The sequence below is a fragment of the Hyphomicrobiales bacterium genome, from assembly GCA_002869065.1.
GTDB lineage: Bacteria > Pseudomonadota > Alphaproteobacteria > Rhizobiales > Rhodobiaceae > Rhodobium.
In genome coordinates this window covers 852,227-869,632 of sequence record PKTR01000002.1, presented here as the reverse complement: position 1 = coordinate 869,632, position 17,406 = coordinate 852,227, and the positions used below count along the sequence as shown (strand labels likewise).

Below are 17,406 nucleotides of genomic sequence, written 5' to 3'. Positions count from 1 at the left end.
GGGAATTCATCACCATGGAAGATCTTTCCGTGACAACGACGGTTGCCATCGCCGGCTTCATCATCGGCCTGGTATTCGGCGCCATCGTCATCCGCACCAATTTCTGCACCATGGGCGCTATCTCGGACATGATGTCCTTTGGCGACTGGCGTCGTTTCCGCGCCTGGCTGCTCGCTGCCGCCACCGCGATCGTCGGCGCCCAGGCCATGCAATATGCCGGCATGGTCGACTTCACCGAGTCGATTTACCTGACCTCGAGCTTCAACTGGGTCGGCAACATCGTCGGCGGTCTGATGTTCGGCTTCGGCATGGTGCTAGCCGGCGGCTGCGCCGGCCGTAACCTCGCCCGCGTCGGCAGCGGTGACATCCGCTCTTTCTTCGTGCTCGTCATCGTCGGCGTCGTCGCCTACATGACGCTGCGCGGCCTGATCGCCATCGGCCGTGTCGAGGTCGAGGCGCTGGTTGTCACCGATCTCGCCAATGCCGGCATCGAAAGCCAGGGTCTCGGCGCCATCATCGCCGGTCTGATCGGGCTCGAGGTCGCCACCGCGCACATGATCGTGCTTGCCGTCATCGTGCTGGCGCTGCTCGCCTTCGCGTTCAAGGACAAGGCCTTCCGTTCGTCGCCGGTGCATATTATCTCCGGCCTCGGCGTCGGCCTGTGCGTCATCGCCGGCTGGTGGGCGACCGGTGTGCTCGGCGCCGATGATTTCGACCCCACCCCGCTCGCCTCGCTGACCTTCGTCGCCCCGACCGGCAACGCGTTGCAATATCTGATGACCTTCTCCGGTTCGACGATCAATTTCGGCATCGCCACCGTCGGCGGCACGATCCTCGGTTCGTTCCTGGCCGCGATCGCCTTCCGCCGCTTCCGCGTCACCACCTTCGCCGACGTGCCCGACACGCTGCGCAATCTGGTCGGTGCGGTGCTGATGGGCGTCGGTGGTGTGGTCGCGCTCGGCTGCACCATCGGTCAGGCGATCACCGGCTTTTCGACCCTGTCGCTCGGTTCCATGTTGGCCTTCGCCGGCATCGTGATCGGCGGCATCATCGGCATCAAATACATGGAACGCGCGCTCGGGATCTAACTCTCCTCGGCGATCCACAAACCAACGAAACGCCCGGAGTCCGGTCTCGGATTCCGGGCGTTTTCGTATTCGCCGGCATTTACGCCGTCGCCGGATTTCACCCGTTACGACTTTCGGAGGAGCCGCGAAGGGTCTACAATTGCGCCCGTGGTGATTGTGCGGCCGGATCGGCCGGTTTCGCGACCCTCGGCGGCACGTATCCCAACCACCGCCCGCTGTTCAGCCGGGCCATTCGACACAGGCATCTTCTCAAGAGGCGAAAAGCCCGGCCGGTGGCGACGTTTAGGGAGAAACCGATATGATCCGCAAAGTATTGATGTCTTTGGCGGCAGCCGGCGTTGTCGCGCTTGCCGCCCAGCCCGCCTTCGCCGAACCGAAGGCCGAGGTGATGCACTGGTGGACCAGCGGCGGCGAAGCGGCCGCGGCCAAGGTGCTGAAGGAAGAATTCGCCGCCAATGGCGGCACCTGGACCGACATGGCCGTCGCCGGCGGCGGTGGCGACGCGGCGATCACCGCGCTGAAGGCGCGCGTGCTGGCCGGCAACCCGCCGACTGCGTTCCAGATGAAGGGCCCGAGCATCCAGGAATGGTTCGAGGAAGGCGTGCTCGCCAATATCGATGACGTGGCGCAGGAAAACGGCTGGGATGCAGCACTTCCCGCCCGCATCGCCGCGCACATGAAGTGCGACGGCAAGTACTGCGCCGCCCCGGTCAACATCCACCGCGTCAACTGGGTCTGGGCCAACCCGCAGGTGCTCGCCAAGGTCGGCGCGGCCATGCCGCATACCTGGGCCGAGTTCAACGCGGTCGCCGACAAGCTGAAAGCGGCCGGTATCACACCGCTCGCCCATGGCGGCCAGAGCTGGCAGGACGCCACCGTGTTCGAGACCGTGGTGCTCGGCATCGGCGGCGCGGAGTTCTTCCAGAAGGCGTTCGTCGATCTCGACGAGGCAGCGCTTTCGAGCGACACCATGAAGGCGTCCTTCGACCAGATGCGCATCCTGCGCGGCTACGTCGATGACAATTTCTCGGGCCGCGACTGGAACCTCGCCACCGCCATGGTGATGAAAGGCGAAGCCGGCTTCCAGATCATGGGCGACTGGGCCAAGGGCGAGTTCATCGCCGCCGGCAAGAAGCCCGGCAAGGACTTCATGTGCGCCCCGACGCCGGGTTCCGGCTTCCTCTACAACGTCGACAGCTTCGCCATGTTCGACGTCAAGGGCGAGGACAACATCGCCGGCGAAAAGCTGCTCGCCAAGCTGATCATGGGGCCGAAGTTCCAGGAGGTGTTCAACCTCAACAAGGGCTCGATCCCGGTCCGCACCGATGTCTCGCTGGAGAAGTTCGACTATTGCGCCCAGCGCTCGGCTTATGACCTGGCGGTGGCGGACGGCAACGGCACGCTGCAGCCGTCCTATGCGCATGGCATGGCGCTGCGCGGTGCGCAGGCCGGTGCCATCACCGACGTCGTGACCAAGCACTTCAATTCCGACATGTCGTCGGAAGATGCGGTCAAGGCGCTGGTCGAAGCGGTCAAGCTCAGCCAGTAGATAATCTCGTGGCCGTGGCGTGTCATGAGCATCGTGCAGCCAATTGGAACAATTGGCGTCGACAAAGATGCGGCCAAACAAAGGGCTAGAGCATTTTGGCGATTTCAGATGAAAGCAAAATGCTCTAGCGCCGCGGCCTTTTCGCCCGACATCCGGTCAGCGGGGTGATCGCGCCATGCGATTTCTCGACCGCCATATCCCGAAGCTGGTCATCGCCCCGTCCTTCGCGGCGGTGCTGGTCTTCGTCTATGGCTTCATCGCCTGGACCGCGGTCATTTCGCTGACAAAGTCGCGCATCCTGCCGCGCTACGTCTTCGACGGCATCACCCAGTATCAGAAGCTGTTCGCGACGCCGCGTTGGTACGTCGCGCTCGAAAACCTGTTCATCTACACGACGCTCTTCGTCGCGCTGTGCATCGTCATCGGGCTCGTTCTGGCGATCCTGCTCGACCAGCACATCCGCATCGAGGGGGCCATCCGCACCGCCTATCTCTACCCGATGGCGCTCTCCTTCATCGTCACCGGCACGGCGTGGAAATGGATGCTCAACCCCGGTCTCGGGCTCGAGCACATGATGCGCTCGCTCGGCTGGGAGAGCTTCCGCTTCGACTGGCTGATCAACGCCGATATGGCGATCTATACGGTGGTGATCGCCGGCGTCTGGCAGGCGTCGGGCTTCGTCATGGCGTTGTTCCTCGCCGGCCTGCGCTCGGTCAATCCCGAGATCGTCAAGGCGGCGATGGTCGACGGCATCCCGACGACGCGCATCTACACCGGCATCATCATCCCGTCGCTGCGCCCGGTGTTTATTTCCGCGATCATCGTGCTCTCGCATCTGGCCATCAAGAGCTTCGATCTGGTGATCGCCCTGACCGCCGGCGGACCGGGCTATGCTACCGACATGCCGGCGACCTTCATGTATGCGATGGCGTTCAACCGCGGCCAGCTCGGTCAGGCGGCCGCCAGCGCCGTCGTCATGCTGACCACCGTCTGTGCGGTGATCGTTCCCTATCTCTATTCCGAGCTGAGGCAGAAGCATGGCTGAGGGCACGGCACGGCGGGCCGCGCGGCGGCCGGGATACTGGCGGGATGCCTTCCTGCGCGGGCTGTTGTTCGCGATCCTCGGCCTGTTCGTCCTCTACTACCTCCTGCCGCTCTTCGTCATGGTTGTGACGAGCCTGAAGTCGCTGGAGGAAATCCGCCTCGGCTCGCTCGTCGCCCTGCCGAAGGAGGTCACCTTCGCGCCCTGGCGGGAGGCCTGGTCGAGCGCCTGCACCGGCGTCGAATGCTACGGGCTGAAGCCCTATTTCATGAACTCGGTGATGATGGTGATTCCGGCGGTGCTCTTGTCGACGCTGCTTGGCGCGGTCAACGGCTACACGCTGTCGAAATGGCGCTTCCCCGGCGCCAACATCATCTTCGGTCTGTTGCTGTTCGGCTGCTTCATCCCGTTCCAGGTGGTGTTGCTACCGATGGCCCGCACGCTCGGCATCCTCGGCCTCGCCGGCTCGATCTGGGGCCTCGTGCTCGTCCACGTCATCTACGGTATCGGTTTCACGACGCTGTTCTTCCGCAACTACTACATCACCGTGCCGGACGAGCTGGTGAAGGCGGCGAAGGTCGACGGCGCCGGCTTCTTCCGCATCTTCTTCTCGATCTTCCTGCCGCTGTCGCCACCGGTCTTCGTCGTCACCGTGATCTGGCAGTTCACCCAGATCTGGAACGACTTCCTGTTCGGCGTGTCGTTCTCCGCCGCCGATTCGCAGCCGGTGACGGTGGCGCTCAACAACATCGTTAACGCGACCACGGGCGTGAAGGCCTACAACGTCGACATGGCCGCGGCCATCATCGCCGCGCTGCCGACGCTGATCGTCTATGTGGTGGCGGGAAAATACTTCGTGCGCGGCCTCACGGCCGGGTCGGTGAAGGGCTGACGCATCGGACCGAAAAGTGGGAACCGGTTTTCGGGCAGATCCGATGCGCAAAAAGAACATGAGAACACCGACGATTTGGTGTTCGACGTACTGGTCACGGAACAGGTTATGGCAGTTCTCGAAATCCGCGATCTCCGCAAGGTCTTCGGCACCACCGAGGTGCTGACCGACATCGACCTGACGGTGGAAAAGGGCGACTTCCTGGTGCTGGTCGGCCCGTCCGGCTGCGGTAAGTCCACGCTGTTGAACATGATCGCGGGGCTCGAATCCGTCACCGCTGGCGAGATCGAGATCAATGGCCGCGTCGTCAACGATCTCTCGCCGAAGGACCGCAACATCGCCATGGTGTTCCAGTCCTACGCGCTCTATCCGACCATGACGGTGGCGAAGAACATCACCTACGGCATGCGCGTGCGCGGCGTGCCCAAGGCCGAGCGCGACGCGGCGCTGAACCGGGTCGCGACGCAATTGCAGATCGACCATCTTTTGGATCGCAAGCCCTCGCAGCTTTCCGGCGGCCAGCGCCAGCGCGTCGCCATGGGCCGGGCGCTGGTGCGCGAGCCGGACATCTTCCTGTTCGACGAACCGCTCTCCAACCTCGACGCCAAGCTGCGCGTCGAGATGCGCGCCGAGATCAAGCGCCTGCACAAGCGGCTTGAGGCGACCATCGTCTACGTCACCCACGACCAGATCGAGGCGATGAGCCTCGCGACCCATGTCGCCGTGCTCAATGCCGGCCGCATCGCCCAGATCGGCCCGCCGAAGACGCTCTACAACACGCCGAATTCGGTCTTCGTCGCCTCCTTCATCGGCTCGCCGGCGATGAATTTCCTCGCCGGCACGCTGGAAAAGGCGGGTGACGGTTGGCTGTTCGCGGCGGAAAAAGACGACACCGTACGCCTGCCGGTCACCGACTACGCCTTCATCCAGCCGCCGCAGGACGGGCAGGAAGTGCTGTTCGGTATTCGCCCGGAGTATATTTCCGACCGCGTCGACACCGATGGCGAGCACATCTGGCCGCTGACGGTGACGCCGTTGCTCGTCGAAACCAACGGCTTCGATCAGCACGTAACCTTCAATTTCTGCGGCAAGGATATCGAGGCACGCCTGTCACCGCGTACGATCGCCGTGCCCGGCGAAACGCTCGACGTGCAGATGGATCTGAGCGGCATATCGCTGTTCGACGCAGCGAGCGAGCTGCGTCTATAGAGCGACCGATACCCCAAAGAAAAACGGCCGCGCCCGGTCAGGGCACGGCCGTTCTTTTTTAAATGGCAGAAAACTAGAACGTTTCCTGTGAATATTGAATCACTGAAAACGCTCTATCCATTTGTTTTGACGCGTATTCTTGTCCAAAAACCGGTTCCCAATTTTCGGGAATACGCTCTAACCGCGCAGCGTGCCGCCGGTGGCCTTGCCGACCTGGGCGACGATCTTGGCGGCGACCGCCTCGATCTCCGCTTCGGTCATGGTCTTTTCCTTCGGCTGCAGCGTGACTTCGAGCGCCACCGACTTCTTGCCCTCGTCGATGCCCTTGCCGCGATAAACGTCGAACACCGAAACCTCGGTGACGAGCGCCTTCTCGGCACCCTGCGCGGCGCGGATAATCGCCGCCGCCTCGACCGCCTCGTCGACGACGAAAGCGAAGTCGCGCCGCACCGGCATCAGGTCGGAGGTATCGAGCACCGGCCGCGTCTTGGTTGCCTTGGCCTTGGCCTGCGGGATCTTGTCGAGCATCACCTCGAAGGCGACGATCGGGCCATCGACGTCGAGCGTCTCAAGCACCTTCGGATGCAGTTCGCCGAACACGGCGAGCACGTTCTGCGGCCCGAGCTGCAGCGTGCCCGAGCGGCCCGGATGAAACCATTCGGGAGCATTGCGCGCGACCTGCAGCTTGGCGACCGGCGCGCCGGCGGCTTCAAGCACGGCAAGCGCGTCGGCCTTGGCGTCGAATGCGTCGACCGGCAGAGCAGCCGACGTCCAGTGCCGGCCGGTGCCGACGATATGGGCAGACCCGCGGCGCAGGCCGGCAGCGGCCGTCTTCTGGTCGTCCGGCTGGTCGCCGAGATAGATATGGCCGACCTCGAACAGCGCGACATCGGCGAAGCCGCGGTCCGCATTGCGCTGCGAGGCGGTGGCAAGGCCCGGAATGAGGCTCGGCCGCATGTCGGAGAGGTCGGCGGAAATCGGGTTGGCGAGCGCCAGTTCCGGCTGACCGCCGCCGAAGGCTTCCGCTTCGCCCTTGGCGATGAACGACCAGGTGACCGCCTCGACCATGCCGCGCATGGCAAGCGCGCGCTTGGCGCGCCTTGTACGGCTCTGCGATGGCGTCAGGATGCGGCCGGTGACGTGGCCGCCGCGCGGCAGCGGCGTTGCGGCGATGCGGTTGAGGCCGGCGATGCGGATCACTTCTTCAACGAGATCGGCCTTGCCGAACACGTCCGGACGCCACGACGGCGGCGCCACCTTGACGATATCGCCCGAGCCTGAGACCCAGAAGCCGAGCCGGTGCAGGATCGCCTTGATCTCACGGATCTCGACGTTGAGGCCCGACAGGCGTTCGACCTCGGCAAACGGGAATTCGATGATCCGGTCGGTGGTCGGGATCTCGCCGGCCACCAGCATTTCGCTCGGCTTGCCGCCGCAAAGTTCCAGCACCAGTTCGGTGGCGATATCGAGGCCAGGCACCGTGAAGGCCGGATCGATGCCGCGCTCGAAGCGGTAGCGCGCGTCCGACTGCAGGCCGAGCCGGCGGCCGGTCTGGGCGACGTTGAGTTCGTCCCACAGCGCTGATTCAATCAGCACATCGACGGTGTTTTCGTCGCAGCCCGATTCCTCGCCGCCCATGATGCCGGCCATCGATTCGACCGCGCGATCATCGGCGATCACCACCATCTCCTCGTCGATGGCGTATTCCTTGCCGTCGAGCGCCAGCAGCTTCTCGCCGCTGCGGCCGCGCCGCACGACGATGTCGCCATGGACCTTGGCCATGTCGAATACGTGCAGCGGCCGACCATAGGCGTAGGTCATGAAGTTGGTGATATCGACCAGCGCGTTGATCGGGCGAAGGCCGATGGCGCGCAGCTGCTTCTGCATCCAGGCCGGCGATGGGTCGTTCTTGACGCCCTTGACGAGGCGCAGCGCAAATGCCGGGCAAAGGTTCGGTTCGTCGCCGAGCTCCAGCTTGACGTCGACCGGGCAGGGGAACTCGCCTTTGATCGCCGGATGGCGTCCCTGCTTGACCTCGCCGATGCCGGCGGCCGCCAGATCGCGCGCGATGCCGGAAACGCCAAGGCAGTCGGGCCGGTTTGGCGTGATCGCGATCTCGATCACCGGGTCGTCGAGCCCGGCATAGGCCGCGTAAGCCGTGCCCACGGCGGCGTCTTCGGCAAGATCGATGATGCCGTCATGGGCGTCCGACAACATGAGCTCGCGCGCGGAGCACAGCATGCCGTTCGATTCCACGCCACGGATGACGCCCGGCTTCAGTTCCATGCCGGTGCCGGGAATGAAGCTGCCGGCCGGCGCGAACACGCCCTTCATGCCGGTGCGCGCGTTCGGCGCGCCGCACACGACCTGAACCGGGTCGCCGCTGCCGGTATCGACCATGCACAGGCGAAGCCGGTCGGCGTTCGGATGTTGTTCGGCGGAGATCACATGGGCGACCACGAACGGCTTCAGCGCATCGGCCTTGTTCTCGACCTCCTCGACCTCGAGGCCGATCATCGTCAGCGTCTCGACGATCTCGTCCAGAGAGGCGGTCGTTTCCAGATGTTCTTTCAGCCAGGACAGGGTGAACTTCATGACGTGGCCTTGCCTTCCTTGACCTTTTCCAAAAGGACGAAGCCGATGCGGTTCGGCTTTTCCTTCAACTTCTTGACCGCGACGAGCACAACATTGACCTGGGAAATGTGCTGCATCATGCGGAACGGCTGACCGTCTTCGGTGTGGCCGTGAATGATGATGAGGTCCGGGCCCCAATAGCCCATGTCCTCGATATGAACCGTCTCGCCCGGCGCGGAGGCGGCAAGCCGTGCGCCGATTTCATGCTCGGCGTCGAGTCGCGCCTCGAAGTCGCGGATCGACAGCGCCAGCCGTTCGTACATCCATGCCGCCGGATTGGTGGCGGCCATGCGGTCGGCCTCGCTTGCCATGTCGAGACCAACGAACGGATTGCTGTCTGGCGCCATCATCGCGCGGTCTCCTCGCCTAAGCCGTCAGGCCACCGAACAGGGTCGGCAGGTCGAGCGGGCGGAAACCATAATGGTCGAGCCAGCGCACATCGGCGTCGAAGAAGGCGCGCAGATCCGGCATGCCGTATTTCAACATCGCGATGCGGTCGATCCCCATGCCCCAGGCAAAGCCCTGATACTCGTCCGGATCGAGGCCGCAATTGCGCAGCACGTTCGGATGCACCATCCCGCAGCCGAGGATCTCCATCCAGTCATTGCCCTCGCCGAAGCGCACTTCGCCCGGGTTCGAGCGGTCGCATTGGATGTCGACCTCGATCGAGGGTTCCGTGAACGGGAAGAAGGACGGGCGGAACCGCATGTTGACGTTCTCGACCTCGAAGAAGGCACGACAGAACTCTTCATGCACCCACTTCATGTGGCCGATATTGCTGGCCTTGTCGATGACGAGACCCTCGACCTGATGGAACATCGGCGTGTGGGTCTGGTCGGAATCGCAGCGATAGGTGCGACCAGGAATGACGATGCGGATCGGCGGCTGGACCTTTTCCATCGTATGGATCTGCACCGGCGAGGTATGCGTGCGCAGCAACAGCCGTTCGCCGTCCTCCTTCTCGTTGAAAAAGAAGGTGTCGTGCATCTCGCGCGCCGGATGGCCTTCGGGGAAGTTCAGCGCCGTGAAATTGTAGTAGTCGGTCTCGATGTCCGGCCCCTCGGCGATCGAAAAGCCCATATCGGCATAGATCGCCGTCAGCTCGTCGATGACCTGGGTGATCGGGTGGATGCGCCCGCTTTCCGCCGGACCCGGCCGCACCGGCAGGGTGACGTCGACGGTCTCGCTGGCCAGCCGCTCGGTAAGCGCCGCATCGCGCAACACGCCGCGCCGCGCGGTGATCGCGTCGCCGACCCGGGCCTTCAGCCCGTTCAGCGCCGGTCCCATCACCTTGCGTTCGTCCGGGCTCATCGCGCCCAGCGTCTTCATCCGTTCCGACAGCGAGCCCTTCTTGCCGAGGGCGCCGACGCGCGCGTCCTCAAGGGCGGCTTCGCTGTTCGCCGCGTCGATGGCGGCAAGGATGGTCTGTTCGAGAGTTTCGAGATCTTGCATGACTTCTCGCTCGGGGTTTGGCGAGGCGGTTTTAACGCATGTCGCCCAAAAGGGGAAACCGGTTTGGGTCAAACAATATGCGAATACAGGACGCCGAACCGCGGAACCATTCCCGTTCTGACATCCTGCATTTTCGAATGGTCCGGCGCCGCAAAGGGGCGCTGAACGCAAAACGGCGAGATCCCGAACCAATCAGTCGGGACCTCGCCGCCGAATACGAGCTTCAAGAGGCTCAGGCGAGCGCCGACTGCGCCTTGTCCACCAGTGCCTTGAAAGCTTCCGGCTGGCTGATCGCCAGATCGGAGAGAACCTTGCGGTCGACTTCGACACCCGACTTGTTCAGGCCGTCGATGAAGCGTCCATAGGTCATGCCGTGCTCACGCACGGCCGCGTTGATGCGCTGGATCCACAGGGCGCGGAAGTTCCGCTTGCGGACCTTGCGGTCGCGATAGGCGTACTGACCGGCCTTGTCCACCGCCTGCTTGGCGACCCGGATGGTGTTTTTGCGACGGCCGTAATAGCCCTTCGCACGCTTCAGAATCTTCTTGTGCTTGGCATGGGACGTAACGCCCCGCTTGATGCGCGCCATGACTTGTCTCCTTCAGAAATTCAGAGAAACCGGATCAACCGTAGGGGAGGAACTTCTTGACGATACGTGCGTCCTGATCGGACAGCACCGTCGTGCCCCGCGCCTTGCGAATGAACTTCGTGGTGCGCTTGATCATGCCATGGCGTTTGCCGGCCTGAGCGACCTTCACCTTGCCGCTCGCGGTCAGCTTGAAGCGCTTTTTCGCGCCCGATTTGGTCTTCATCTTGGGCATTTGCTCGTCTCCTTTTGTGCCGATGAGACAAGTTGACGGACGACCCGTCGGCCTGGTCTCTCGGACGATATCTTGTGAGCTGGTGCACCGCCACGGCATGCCCTTGGATCTGGCCGGGCGATGCGGAACCCGCGGTTTATACGGGCGAAGCCGGCGAAAGACAAGCGTCTCTGCCGATTTTTCGAAAAGCCCGGGATCGTCTCCCGCCGGCCGGTCGCCATGGCTCGTTGCAACGGCGATCGCGGCGCCCCGGGTCGTCATCGTCTTTGCCGGTTGCCGACCGGTTTGATGTATTTCCGCCGGATTGCGTGTTAATTCTCTGTAAACCATAATAAAAACCTAATAAAACAGGGAGAAATTCTTTACCGTTTTGATCTTTTACGGCGAAATTATATTGATGTTTACAGGTGTCGGGGTAGGGCTTGGCCAATTAGAGGTCTTGCTAGGGCATACGCGACATGAAATTTCAGTCGAACGAACGCTCACAAAAGAATACACGGCGGGTGGCGGCCCGGCGTCAGGTTCTGCGTTTTGGAAAGGACACCGGCGGCGGCATTGCCATCATTGCGGCGTTGTTGCTGTTGCCGATCATGCTGTTCATCGGCATCGCCGTCGACCTGTCGATGGCCTATGGAAAGCGCACCCATATTCAGGACGCCGCCGACACCGCGTCACTCGCGGTCGTCAAGGAGATCGGCACGCTCGACGACGACGCCCTGCTTGCGCTCGCCAAGAAGATCATGACTGCCAACCTGCCCGCCGGGCAGGGCTACACGATTACCGCGTTCAACGTGACGCGCGATCCCGCCAAGATCGAGATCACGGCCCAGATCGACCACCCCACCAGCTTCCTGCAGCTCGCCCACATCGACACCATCGATGTCGGTGTCTTTTCCGAGGCCGTCATCGACTCCTCGACACTGGAAATCGCGCTGGTCCTCGACAATTCCGGTTCGATGTCCGGTGCCCGTATCGATTCCCTGAAGGAAGCCGCCAACGATTTCGTCAACCGGCTGTTTCTCGGCGCCTCGACCAGCAGCAACATCAAGATCGGCATCGTGCCGTTCACCTCGATGGTCAATGTCGGCCCCAACAACAAGGGTGCGCGCTGGCTCGACATGAAAGCCGAGAACCCGCTGCACGACGAAGGCTTCCCGAAAGGGACCAATCGTTGGGACCTCTATGACATGCTGAAGAACGCGAGCTGGACCGGCTGCGTTGAAGCCCGCAAACATCCCTATGACGTCAACGACGTGGCGCCCTATTCGGTCAAGAACAAGGATCCGTTTGCAGCGGGCGTGGATGCGGATGCGCTGTGGGTGCCGACTTTTGCCCCCGATGAGCCCGACAGCACGCGCTACTATCAGAACAGCTACGTCTCGGATTCGAAATTCATCCCTTGGTGGATGCGCCGCGACGATGATGACGGCATCGATAGTGAACTCTCGAAATACCTGAATTCCTACGTCAGTTTCTTCGATGCCGGCGGCACCACCAGTGGCCCGGGCTTCCTGTGCGATGCGCAGCCGCTCACCCCGCTGACCAACGTCAAATCGACCCTGACGGCGTCGATTTCCAAGATGCGTGCCTATGGCGGCACCAACATGCACCAAGGCGTCGCCTGGGGCTGGCGCGTGCTTTCACCGAGCGAACCGTTCACCGAAGGGGTGTCATACGAGACCGACGACAACGCCAAGATCCTTGTGCTGATGTCGGACGGTGCCAACCATCATAACGGCATGCCGGTCGACGAGATGTCGATGTACAGCCCGTACAACTACACCAAGTACGGCCGGCTCGGCGCGCCGAGCAGCAATACGCAGGTGATCATCAACCAGATGAACGCCCGCACAAAGTCGGTCTGCACCAACGCCAAGAACGCAGGTATCAAGGTGATCACCATCGCCTTCAATATCGAGGACAAGAAGGCTCTGCAGCTTCTCGAGCACTGCGCGAGCAGTAAGGAAATGGCCTACACGGTGGAAACCACCAGCCAGCTCGAGGCGAAGTTCGAGGAAATCGCCAAGGATCTTCAGAAGATGCGCATCGCCTATTGATCCCTTCGACACACGGCCTGCCGCCAGGTGCGGCGGCAAAGCAGCCATATGAAAATGAGACAAACCGGCTCGGGATAACCCGGGCCGGTTTTTTGTTTGCGGAGGCGTTTGTTGGTGACCCGTTGGTCGCCGTCGCCGTCATGCGGGCTATCGTTCCTTCCCCCACCGCGTCATTCCACCCTCTCAGGCGTCATCCTCCGGCTTGACCGGAGGATCGTTCTCCAGGCGCTCGGCGGAGTGGTGAGGTATGGCAGTGAACGAAGCACCCCATGCGCTCTAATCTGCAAAGTGGGTGTCTGTTGCTGGCCGATCCTCCGGTCGAGCCGGAGGATGACCGGGTAGGGGGCACAGGGCAAACTCACCGCCGGCATACCGGTCCGAGGGGGGCAATAGACCCCGGATCAAGTCTGGGGCGACGGGGCGTGTGTTCGGCTGGCGTTGTGCTCATAAACGTTGGCCGTATTGCACTCACCGAACCCGGAGGGTTCGCAAGGCCGACCGGCCGCCGCCCGAGAGGGCGCCCCCGCGGAGGCTAGCGGACGATAGTCCGCGCTCAGCCGTGAGCGCAAACTTACTCGGCAGGGTTCGCAAGGCCGACTGCGCCGCAGAACACGGGTGTTCCCGTGTTCTGCTCTATATAGACTGACAAGTCGGGAACACCCGACTTGAGGCGGCAGCCCGCCCCCGCGGAGGCTAGCGGACGACAGTCCGCGCTCAGCCGTGAGCGCAGGCCAACTCCCGCAGCGTTCGCGAACGCCACTACACGCCGCTCACCCCAAACAAACAAAACCCCGCACGAGCGGTGTCGCGCGGGGTTTGAAATCGCCAGGGCTGGCCTGACCGTTTAGGCGGCGGCCGAAACCTCTGCGGCGGCGGCCTCGAAGTTCGCCAGGAACTCCGCGACGTCCTCGGGCGGGATCGGCTTGGCGAACAGGTAACCCTGGCCGATGGTGCAGCCGAGATCGTAGAGCGCCTCGCGATATTCGTCGGACTCGATCCCTTCCGCCGTCGTCGGCAGGCCGAGGCTGGCGGCCAGCGCGATGATCGCCTCGACGATCGAGCGGCTTTCCGAGTTGGTCAGCATGTCCTTGATGAACGACTGGTCGATCTTGATCTTGTCGAATGGCAGGATGCGCAGATGATGCAGGCTCGAATAGCCGGTGCCGAAATCGTCGATCGAGATCTTGATGCCGGCGTTTTTGAGCTCCATCAGCGCGGCCGAGATCGCCGTCGCCTCTTCGATGAAGGCGTTTTCCGTGATTTCGATCTCGATGTTGCCCGGCGGGATGGAATTCTGGTCGAGCAGATTGACGAAGCGCCGCATCAGAGTGGTGTCGCACAGATCCGTCGGCGAGATATTGATCGCGAGCCGCATGTCGCCGATCCAGTCGCGCGCCGTGCGGCAGGCATTGTCGAGGATCGACAGGGTTGCCGTTCCAAGCAGGCCCATGTCTTCGGCAATCGGGATGAACAGGGCGGGCATCAGCAGGCCGGCCGTCGGATGGCGCCAGCGGGCGAGCACTTCGAAGCCGACGATCTTGTTCTGCTTCAGGTCGATGAAGGGCTGGAAGTAGGGCACGATCTCGCCGTTGCAGATGCCGGCCTCCAGATTGGCTTCGACGAAGGCGCGATGGCGAAGCTGCTCCTCCATCTCTTCGCTGAAATGCGCCAGATGCCCCGGCAGATTGCGCGCGCGGCGCAAAGCGAAATGCAGCCGGCGCAGGCAATTGTCGACCATGTAGGGGTTCTCTTCGGGAACCATATCGGGCGATACGAGCGCGGAAGCCGGCATCATCCGGATCGGAATGTTGTCGATCGTCGTGGTATCCGCGCACAGCGCTTCGAAAGCCACATGGAATGCTTCGAAACGCGCCCGCCTGCGGTCGACATCTTCGCCGAGCAGCGCCACGTAGAAGGTCGCGCCTTCCCCCCGCGCGATGAAATCGAGCATGCCCGCCACTTCCACCAGCCGGTCGGCCACGAGCGCGGAAAGTTTGTTGCAGAACTCGACGCCGCTGCACAGCTTGCCGCCATAGGAGGTTTTCAACGCCTCGAAGTTGGCGATCTCGAAGCCGGCGATGGAGAGATTGTCGCGGCCGTGTTTGTGAACCGCCTCGGTGACGACGCTGTCGAAGCCGAGCTTGTTCGGCAGTCCGGTCGGCTCGTCGATGATGCGTGCCAGCTCGACGTCGATCTCGAGCGACTGGCGGGCACGGATTTCCCGCGACAGGTCATAGCGTCGCCGAGCACTGTACACCGCAAGGCCGATCCACAGAGCCGCCGTCACGGTCAGGCCGTGCTCATGCGCTACCGGCAGCGCCTCGGACATGCTGGCGGCAAGCGCCGCGAACACGCCGAATTTGATTTCGATGAAAACGAAGACACTCATCAGACCGGCGATACTCGCCAGTTCGACGGGAAATTTCTTCTTTGTCTGCACGCTCACGTCAGACGCCCCTGGTCGTTTCGGGGAACGGCGCCGCGAATGGCTGCGACACAGACAAATCCCCCCTGGTCATACCCACACTACGACACAGGGTTCTTAGATTTGGTAAAGCCGGACGCTAAAAACGGAAGAAATTCATTGCGCTAAGACAATTCTTCGATGCTGTGCCCTAAGTGGCTATTCGGATGACGTAACGGAAGATATTGCTTTTCTGGCGGGCAGAAACCGGACACCGGCATGTCGCGCCTGGCCTGTTCCGGCACCTGGGCGAACCGCTCGGCTACTCGACGGTTTCCTGCGGATAGACGCCCCACAGCCGGGTCTGATCGATCCAGCCTGCCCAGCCCTCGCCGCCGATCCGGCACCAGGTGCCGGTGCATTCGTGCACATTGGCGAGCACGCCCGGCTTCACGAACGCGCTCACTGGGGATTGCGATTCGGGTTCGCCATGGACGCTCTCGGGCTCACCATCCTTTTCCCAGGGTGCGACGAGCGCGGTGCGCCGGCCTGACAACAAGCTGTGGAAAACCCAGCCTTCCTCGCCGTCCGCATCGCGGATCCGGCGCCAGTTCTCGAATTCCTGAACCACCTCGACCGGCAGCCCGGCGCGCACGAAGATCCACACCACCTCATGGTCGCGGCCCGGTCCGCGGCGCACATTGATACGGTCGGATTTCAGGCTGACGAAGCGGGGCAGCGGCAGGCCGCTCGGCCCGGTCTTGACCGTTTGTGCGCTTGCGGTATCGGCGATGCCCGTGCTGGCCAGCGCGAAGCAGGCGAGCATGAGCGCGGCAAGCCAGCGCACTGCCAGCCGGCCCACTGGCGCCTTTGCGCGAAGCGTGATGGTATCGGTGTCTCCGGATTCCGGCATCGACAACGAACGGTCCTCCTGACGCGACAGCGGCGCGGTTCTCGCGTCGCTTTTTGGCTGTCTTCCGGATAAGTGAGGTAGCAGGTTTGTTATTGCAAACCTTTCTGCTACAGAAGACGCCGTGGACGGGCAGTGCCAGTCCGCATTCTTTTGTCGTCGAAACTGTGGCACGATCACGGTTAAGGAGCTCTCAACGAGCTGAGGCGAGGAGCATGCCGAAGAAAAAGCCCCTGGTTGTCGTAACCCGCCGCCTGCCTGACGTTATCGAAACGCGCATGCGCGAGCTGTTCGATACGCGTCTGAACGATTCGGACAGGCCCATGACCCAGGCCGAGCTGGTCGAGGCGGTGAAGACCGCCGACGTCCTGGTACCGACCGTGACCGACCGCATCGATGCGGCGATATTGTCGCAGGCGGGGCCGAATCTGCGCCTGGTTGCCAATTTCGGTAACGGCGTCGACAACATCGACGTGGAAACCGCCAATACGCGCGGCATCACCGTGACCAACACGCCGGGGGTTCTCACCGAAGATACCGCCGACATGACCATGGCGCTGATCCTTGCCGTGCCGCGCCGTCTGGCCGAGGGCATCAAGGTGATGGAGCGCGACGAATGGTCCGGCTGGTCGCCGACCTGGATGCTCGGCCACCGGATCTGGGGCCGCCGCCTCGGCATCATCGGCATGGGCCGTATCGGCACCGCGGTTGCGCGCCGCGCCAAGGCCTTCGGCATGTCGATCCATTATCACAACCGCCGCCGTGTTCCGGCCGGCATCGAGGAAGAGCTCGAGGCAACCTATTGGGAAAGCCTCGACCAGATGCTCGCCCGCATGGACGTGGTCTCGGTGCATTGCCCGCATACGCCCGCGACCTTCCATCTCCTGTCGGCCCGCCGGCTGAAGCTGATGAAGAAGGGCAGCTACATCGTCAACACCGCGCGCGGCGAGGTGATCGACGAGAACGCGCTCGCCCGCATGGTCGATTCCGGCGACATCGCCGGCGCCGGCCTCGACGTGTTCGAGCACGAGCCGGCGGTCAATCCCAAGCTCGCCAAATCGGAGAAGGTCGTGCTTCTGCCGCATATGGGCTCGGCGACCGTCGAGGGCCGTATCGACATGGGCGAGAAGGTCATTATCAACATCAAGACCTACATGGACGGCCACCGGCCGCCGGATCGCGTCCTGCCGGCGATGCTCTGAGCGCATCCCCGCACGCCCGAGTTTGCTTTCAGCCGCCCGCCGGATCTCCAGCGGGCGGTTTTTCGTTTTGATCGCCCTACGGTCGTTCCGTCAGTACGAGTTTCGCATAAAAGTTGCAGGATAGGACTGTTTTCCGCGGTTTTTGG

At 62.8% G+C, this 17,406-nt stretch carries 14 protein-coding genes; 7 read left to right on the top strand and 7 right to left on the bottom strand.

Features of this window, described 5'->3' with window-relative positions:
* Positions 1-14: 14 nt before the first annotated feature.
* The 5 genes from C0606_07775 to C0606_07755 all read left to right on the top strand — a co-directional run bounded on the left by C0606_07775 (position 15) and on the right by C0606_07755 (position 5,780).
* A complete protein-coding gene (locus tag C0606_07775; GenBank protein PLX38122.1) occupies positions 15-1,088 on the top strand; it encodes a YeeE/YedE family protein in 1,074 nt (357 codons plus the stop codon).
* 316 nt (positions 1,089-1,404) lie between these two features.
* The gene (locus C0606_07770; protein PLX38746.1) at positions 1,405-2,637 is read left to right on the top strand and encodes a sugar ABC transporter substrate-binding protein; all 1,233 of its coding nucleotides are present in this window, start codon (positions 1,405-1,407) and stop codon (positions 2,635-2,637) included.
* Between the two features lie 175 nt (positions 2,638-2,812).
* Positions 2,813-3,682: an ABC transporter permease gene (locus C0606_07765; GenBank protein ID PLX38121.1), complete on the top strand. Its 870-nt coding sequence runs from the start codon at positions 2,813-2,815 to the stop codon at positions 3,680-3,682.
* Positions 3,675-4,571, top strand: a complete 897-nt coding sequence (locus C0606_07760; protein PLX38120.1) for a sugar ABC transporter permease — start codon at positions 3,675-3,677, stop codon at positions 4,569-4,571. The genes C0606_07765 and C0606_07760 overlap by 8 nt, the downstream gene beginning before the upstream one ends.
* 108 nt (positions 4,572-4,679) lie before the next feature.
* Entirely contained in the window at positions 4,680-5,780 is a 1,101-nt protein-coding gene (locus C0606_07755) for a hypothetical protein (protein ID PLX38745.1), read from the top strand.
* 177 nt (positions 5,781-5,957) lie between these two features.
* Here C0606_07755 and C0606_07750 read toward each other — a convergent pair whose 3' ends face one another.
* The 5 genes from C0606_07750 to C0606_07730 all read right to left on the bottom strand — a co-directional run bounded on the left by C0606_07750 (position 5,958) and on the right by C0606_07730 (position 10,687).
* Positions 5,958-8,375 (bottom strand): phenylalanine--tRNA ligase subunit beta, encoded by a 2,418-nt coding sequence (locus C0606_07750; GenBank protein ID PLX38119.1) that lies wholly within the window; start codon positions 8,373-8,375, stop codon positions 5,958-5,960.
* Positions 8,372-8,764: a hypothetical protein gene (locus C0606_07745; GenBank protein ID PLX38118.1), complete on the bottom strand. Its 393-nt coding sequence runs from the start codon at positions 8,762-8,764 to the stop codon at positions 8,372-8,374. The genes C0606_07750 and C0606_07745 overlap by 4 nt, the downstream gene beginning before the upstream one ends.
* A 16-nt stretch (positions 8,765-8,780) precedes the next feature.
* Complete coding sequence (locus C0606_07740; protein PLX38117.1) at positions 8,781-9,866, bottom strand: phenylalanine--tRNA ligase subunit alpha; 1,086 nt, start codon at positions 9,864-9,866, stop codon at positions 8,781-8,783.
* 232 nt (positions 9,867-10,098) lie between these two features.
* Positions 10,099-10,455, bottom strand: coding sequence for a 50S ribosomal protein L20 (locus tag C0606_07735; protein ID PLX38116.1), 357 nt, complete (start codon positions 10,453-10,455; stop codon positions 10,099-10,101).
* A 34-nt stretch (positions 10,456-10,489) separates the two neighbouring features.
* Entirely contained in the window at positions 10,490-10,687 is a 198-nt protein-coding gene (locus C0606_07730; protein PLX38115.1) for a 50S ribosomal protein L35, read from the bottom strand.
* A 458-nt stretch (positions 10,688-11,145) separates the two neighbouring features.
* On the opposite strand from C0606_07730, the gene C0606_07725 reads away from it, so the two are divergent.
* Positions 11,146-12,744: a hypothetical protein gene (locus C0606_07725; protein ID PLX38114.1), complete on the top strand. Its 1,599-nt coding sequence runs from the start codon at positions 11,146-11,148 to the stop codon at positions 12,742-12,744.
* Between the two features lie 844 nt (positions 12,745-13,588).
* Here the strand turns inward: C0606_07725 and C0606_07720 are convergent.
* Positions 13,589-15,190, bottom strand: a complete 1,602-nt coding sequence (locus tag C0606_07720) for a hypothetical protein (GenBank protein PLX38113.1) — start codon at positions 15,188-15,190, stop codon at positions 13,589-13,591.
* Positions 15,191-15,470: 280 nt separating this feature from the next.
* Positions 15,471-15,974 (bottom strand): aspartyl-trna synthetase, encoded by a 504-nt coding sequence (locus C0606_07715; GenBank protein ID PLX38744.1) that lies wholly within the window; start codon positions 15,972-15,974, stop codon positions 15,471-15,473.
* Positions 15,975-16,273: 299 nt separating this feature from the next.
* Between C0606_07715 and C0606_07710 the strand changes: the two genes are divergently transcribed.
* Positions 16,274-17,260 carry a D-glycerate dehydrogenase gene (locus tag C0606_07710; protein PLX38112.1) on the top strand — a complete coding sequence of 329 codons (987 nt, stop codon included), beginning with the start codon at positions 16,274-16,276 and terminating at the stop codon, positions 17,258-17,260.
* Positions 17,261-17,406: the final 146 nt, after the last annotated feature.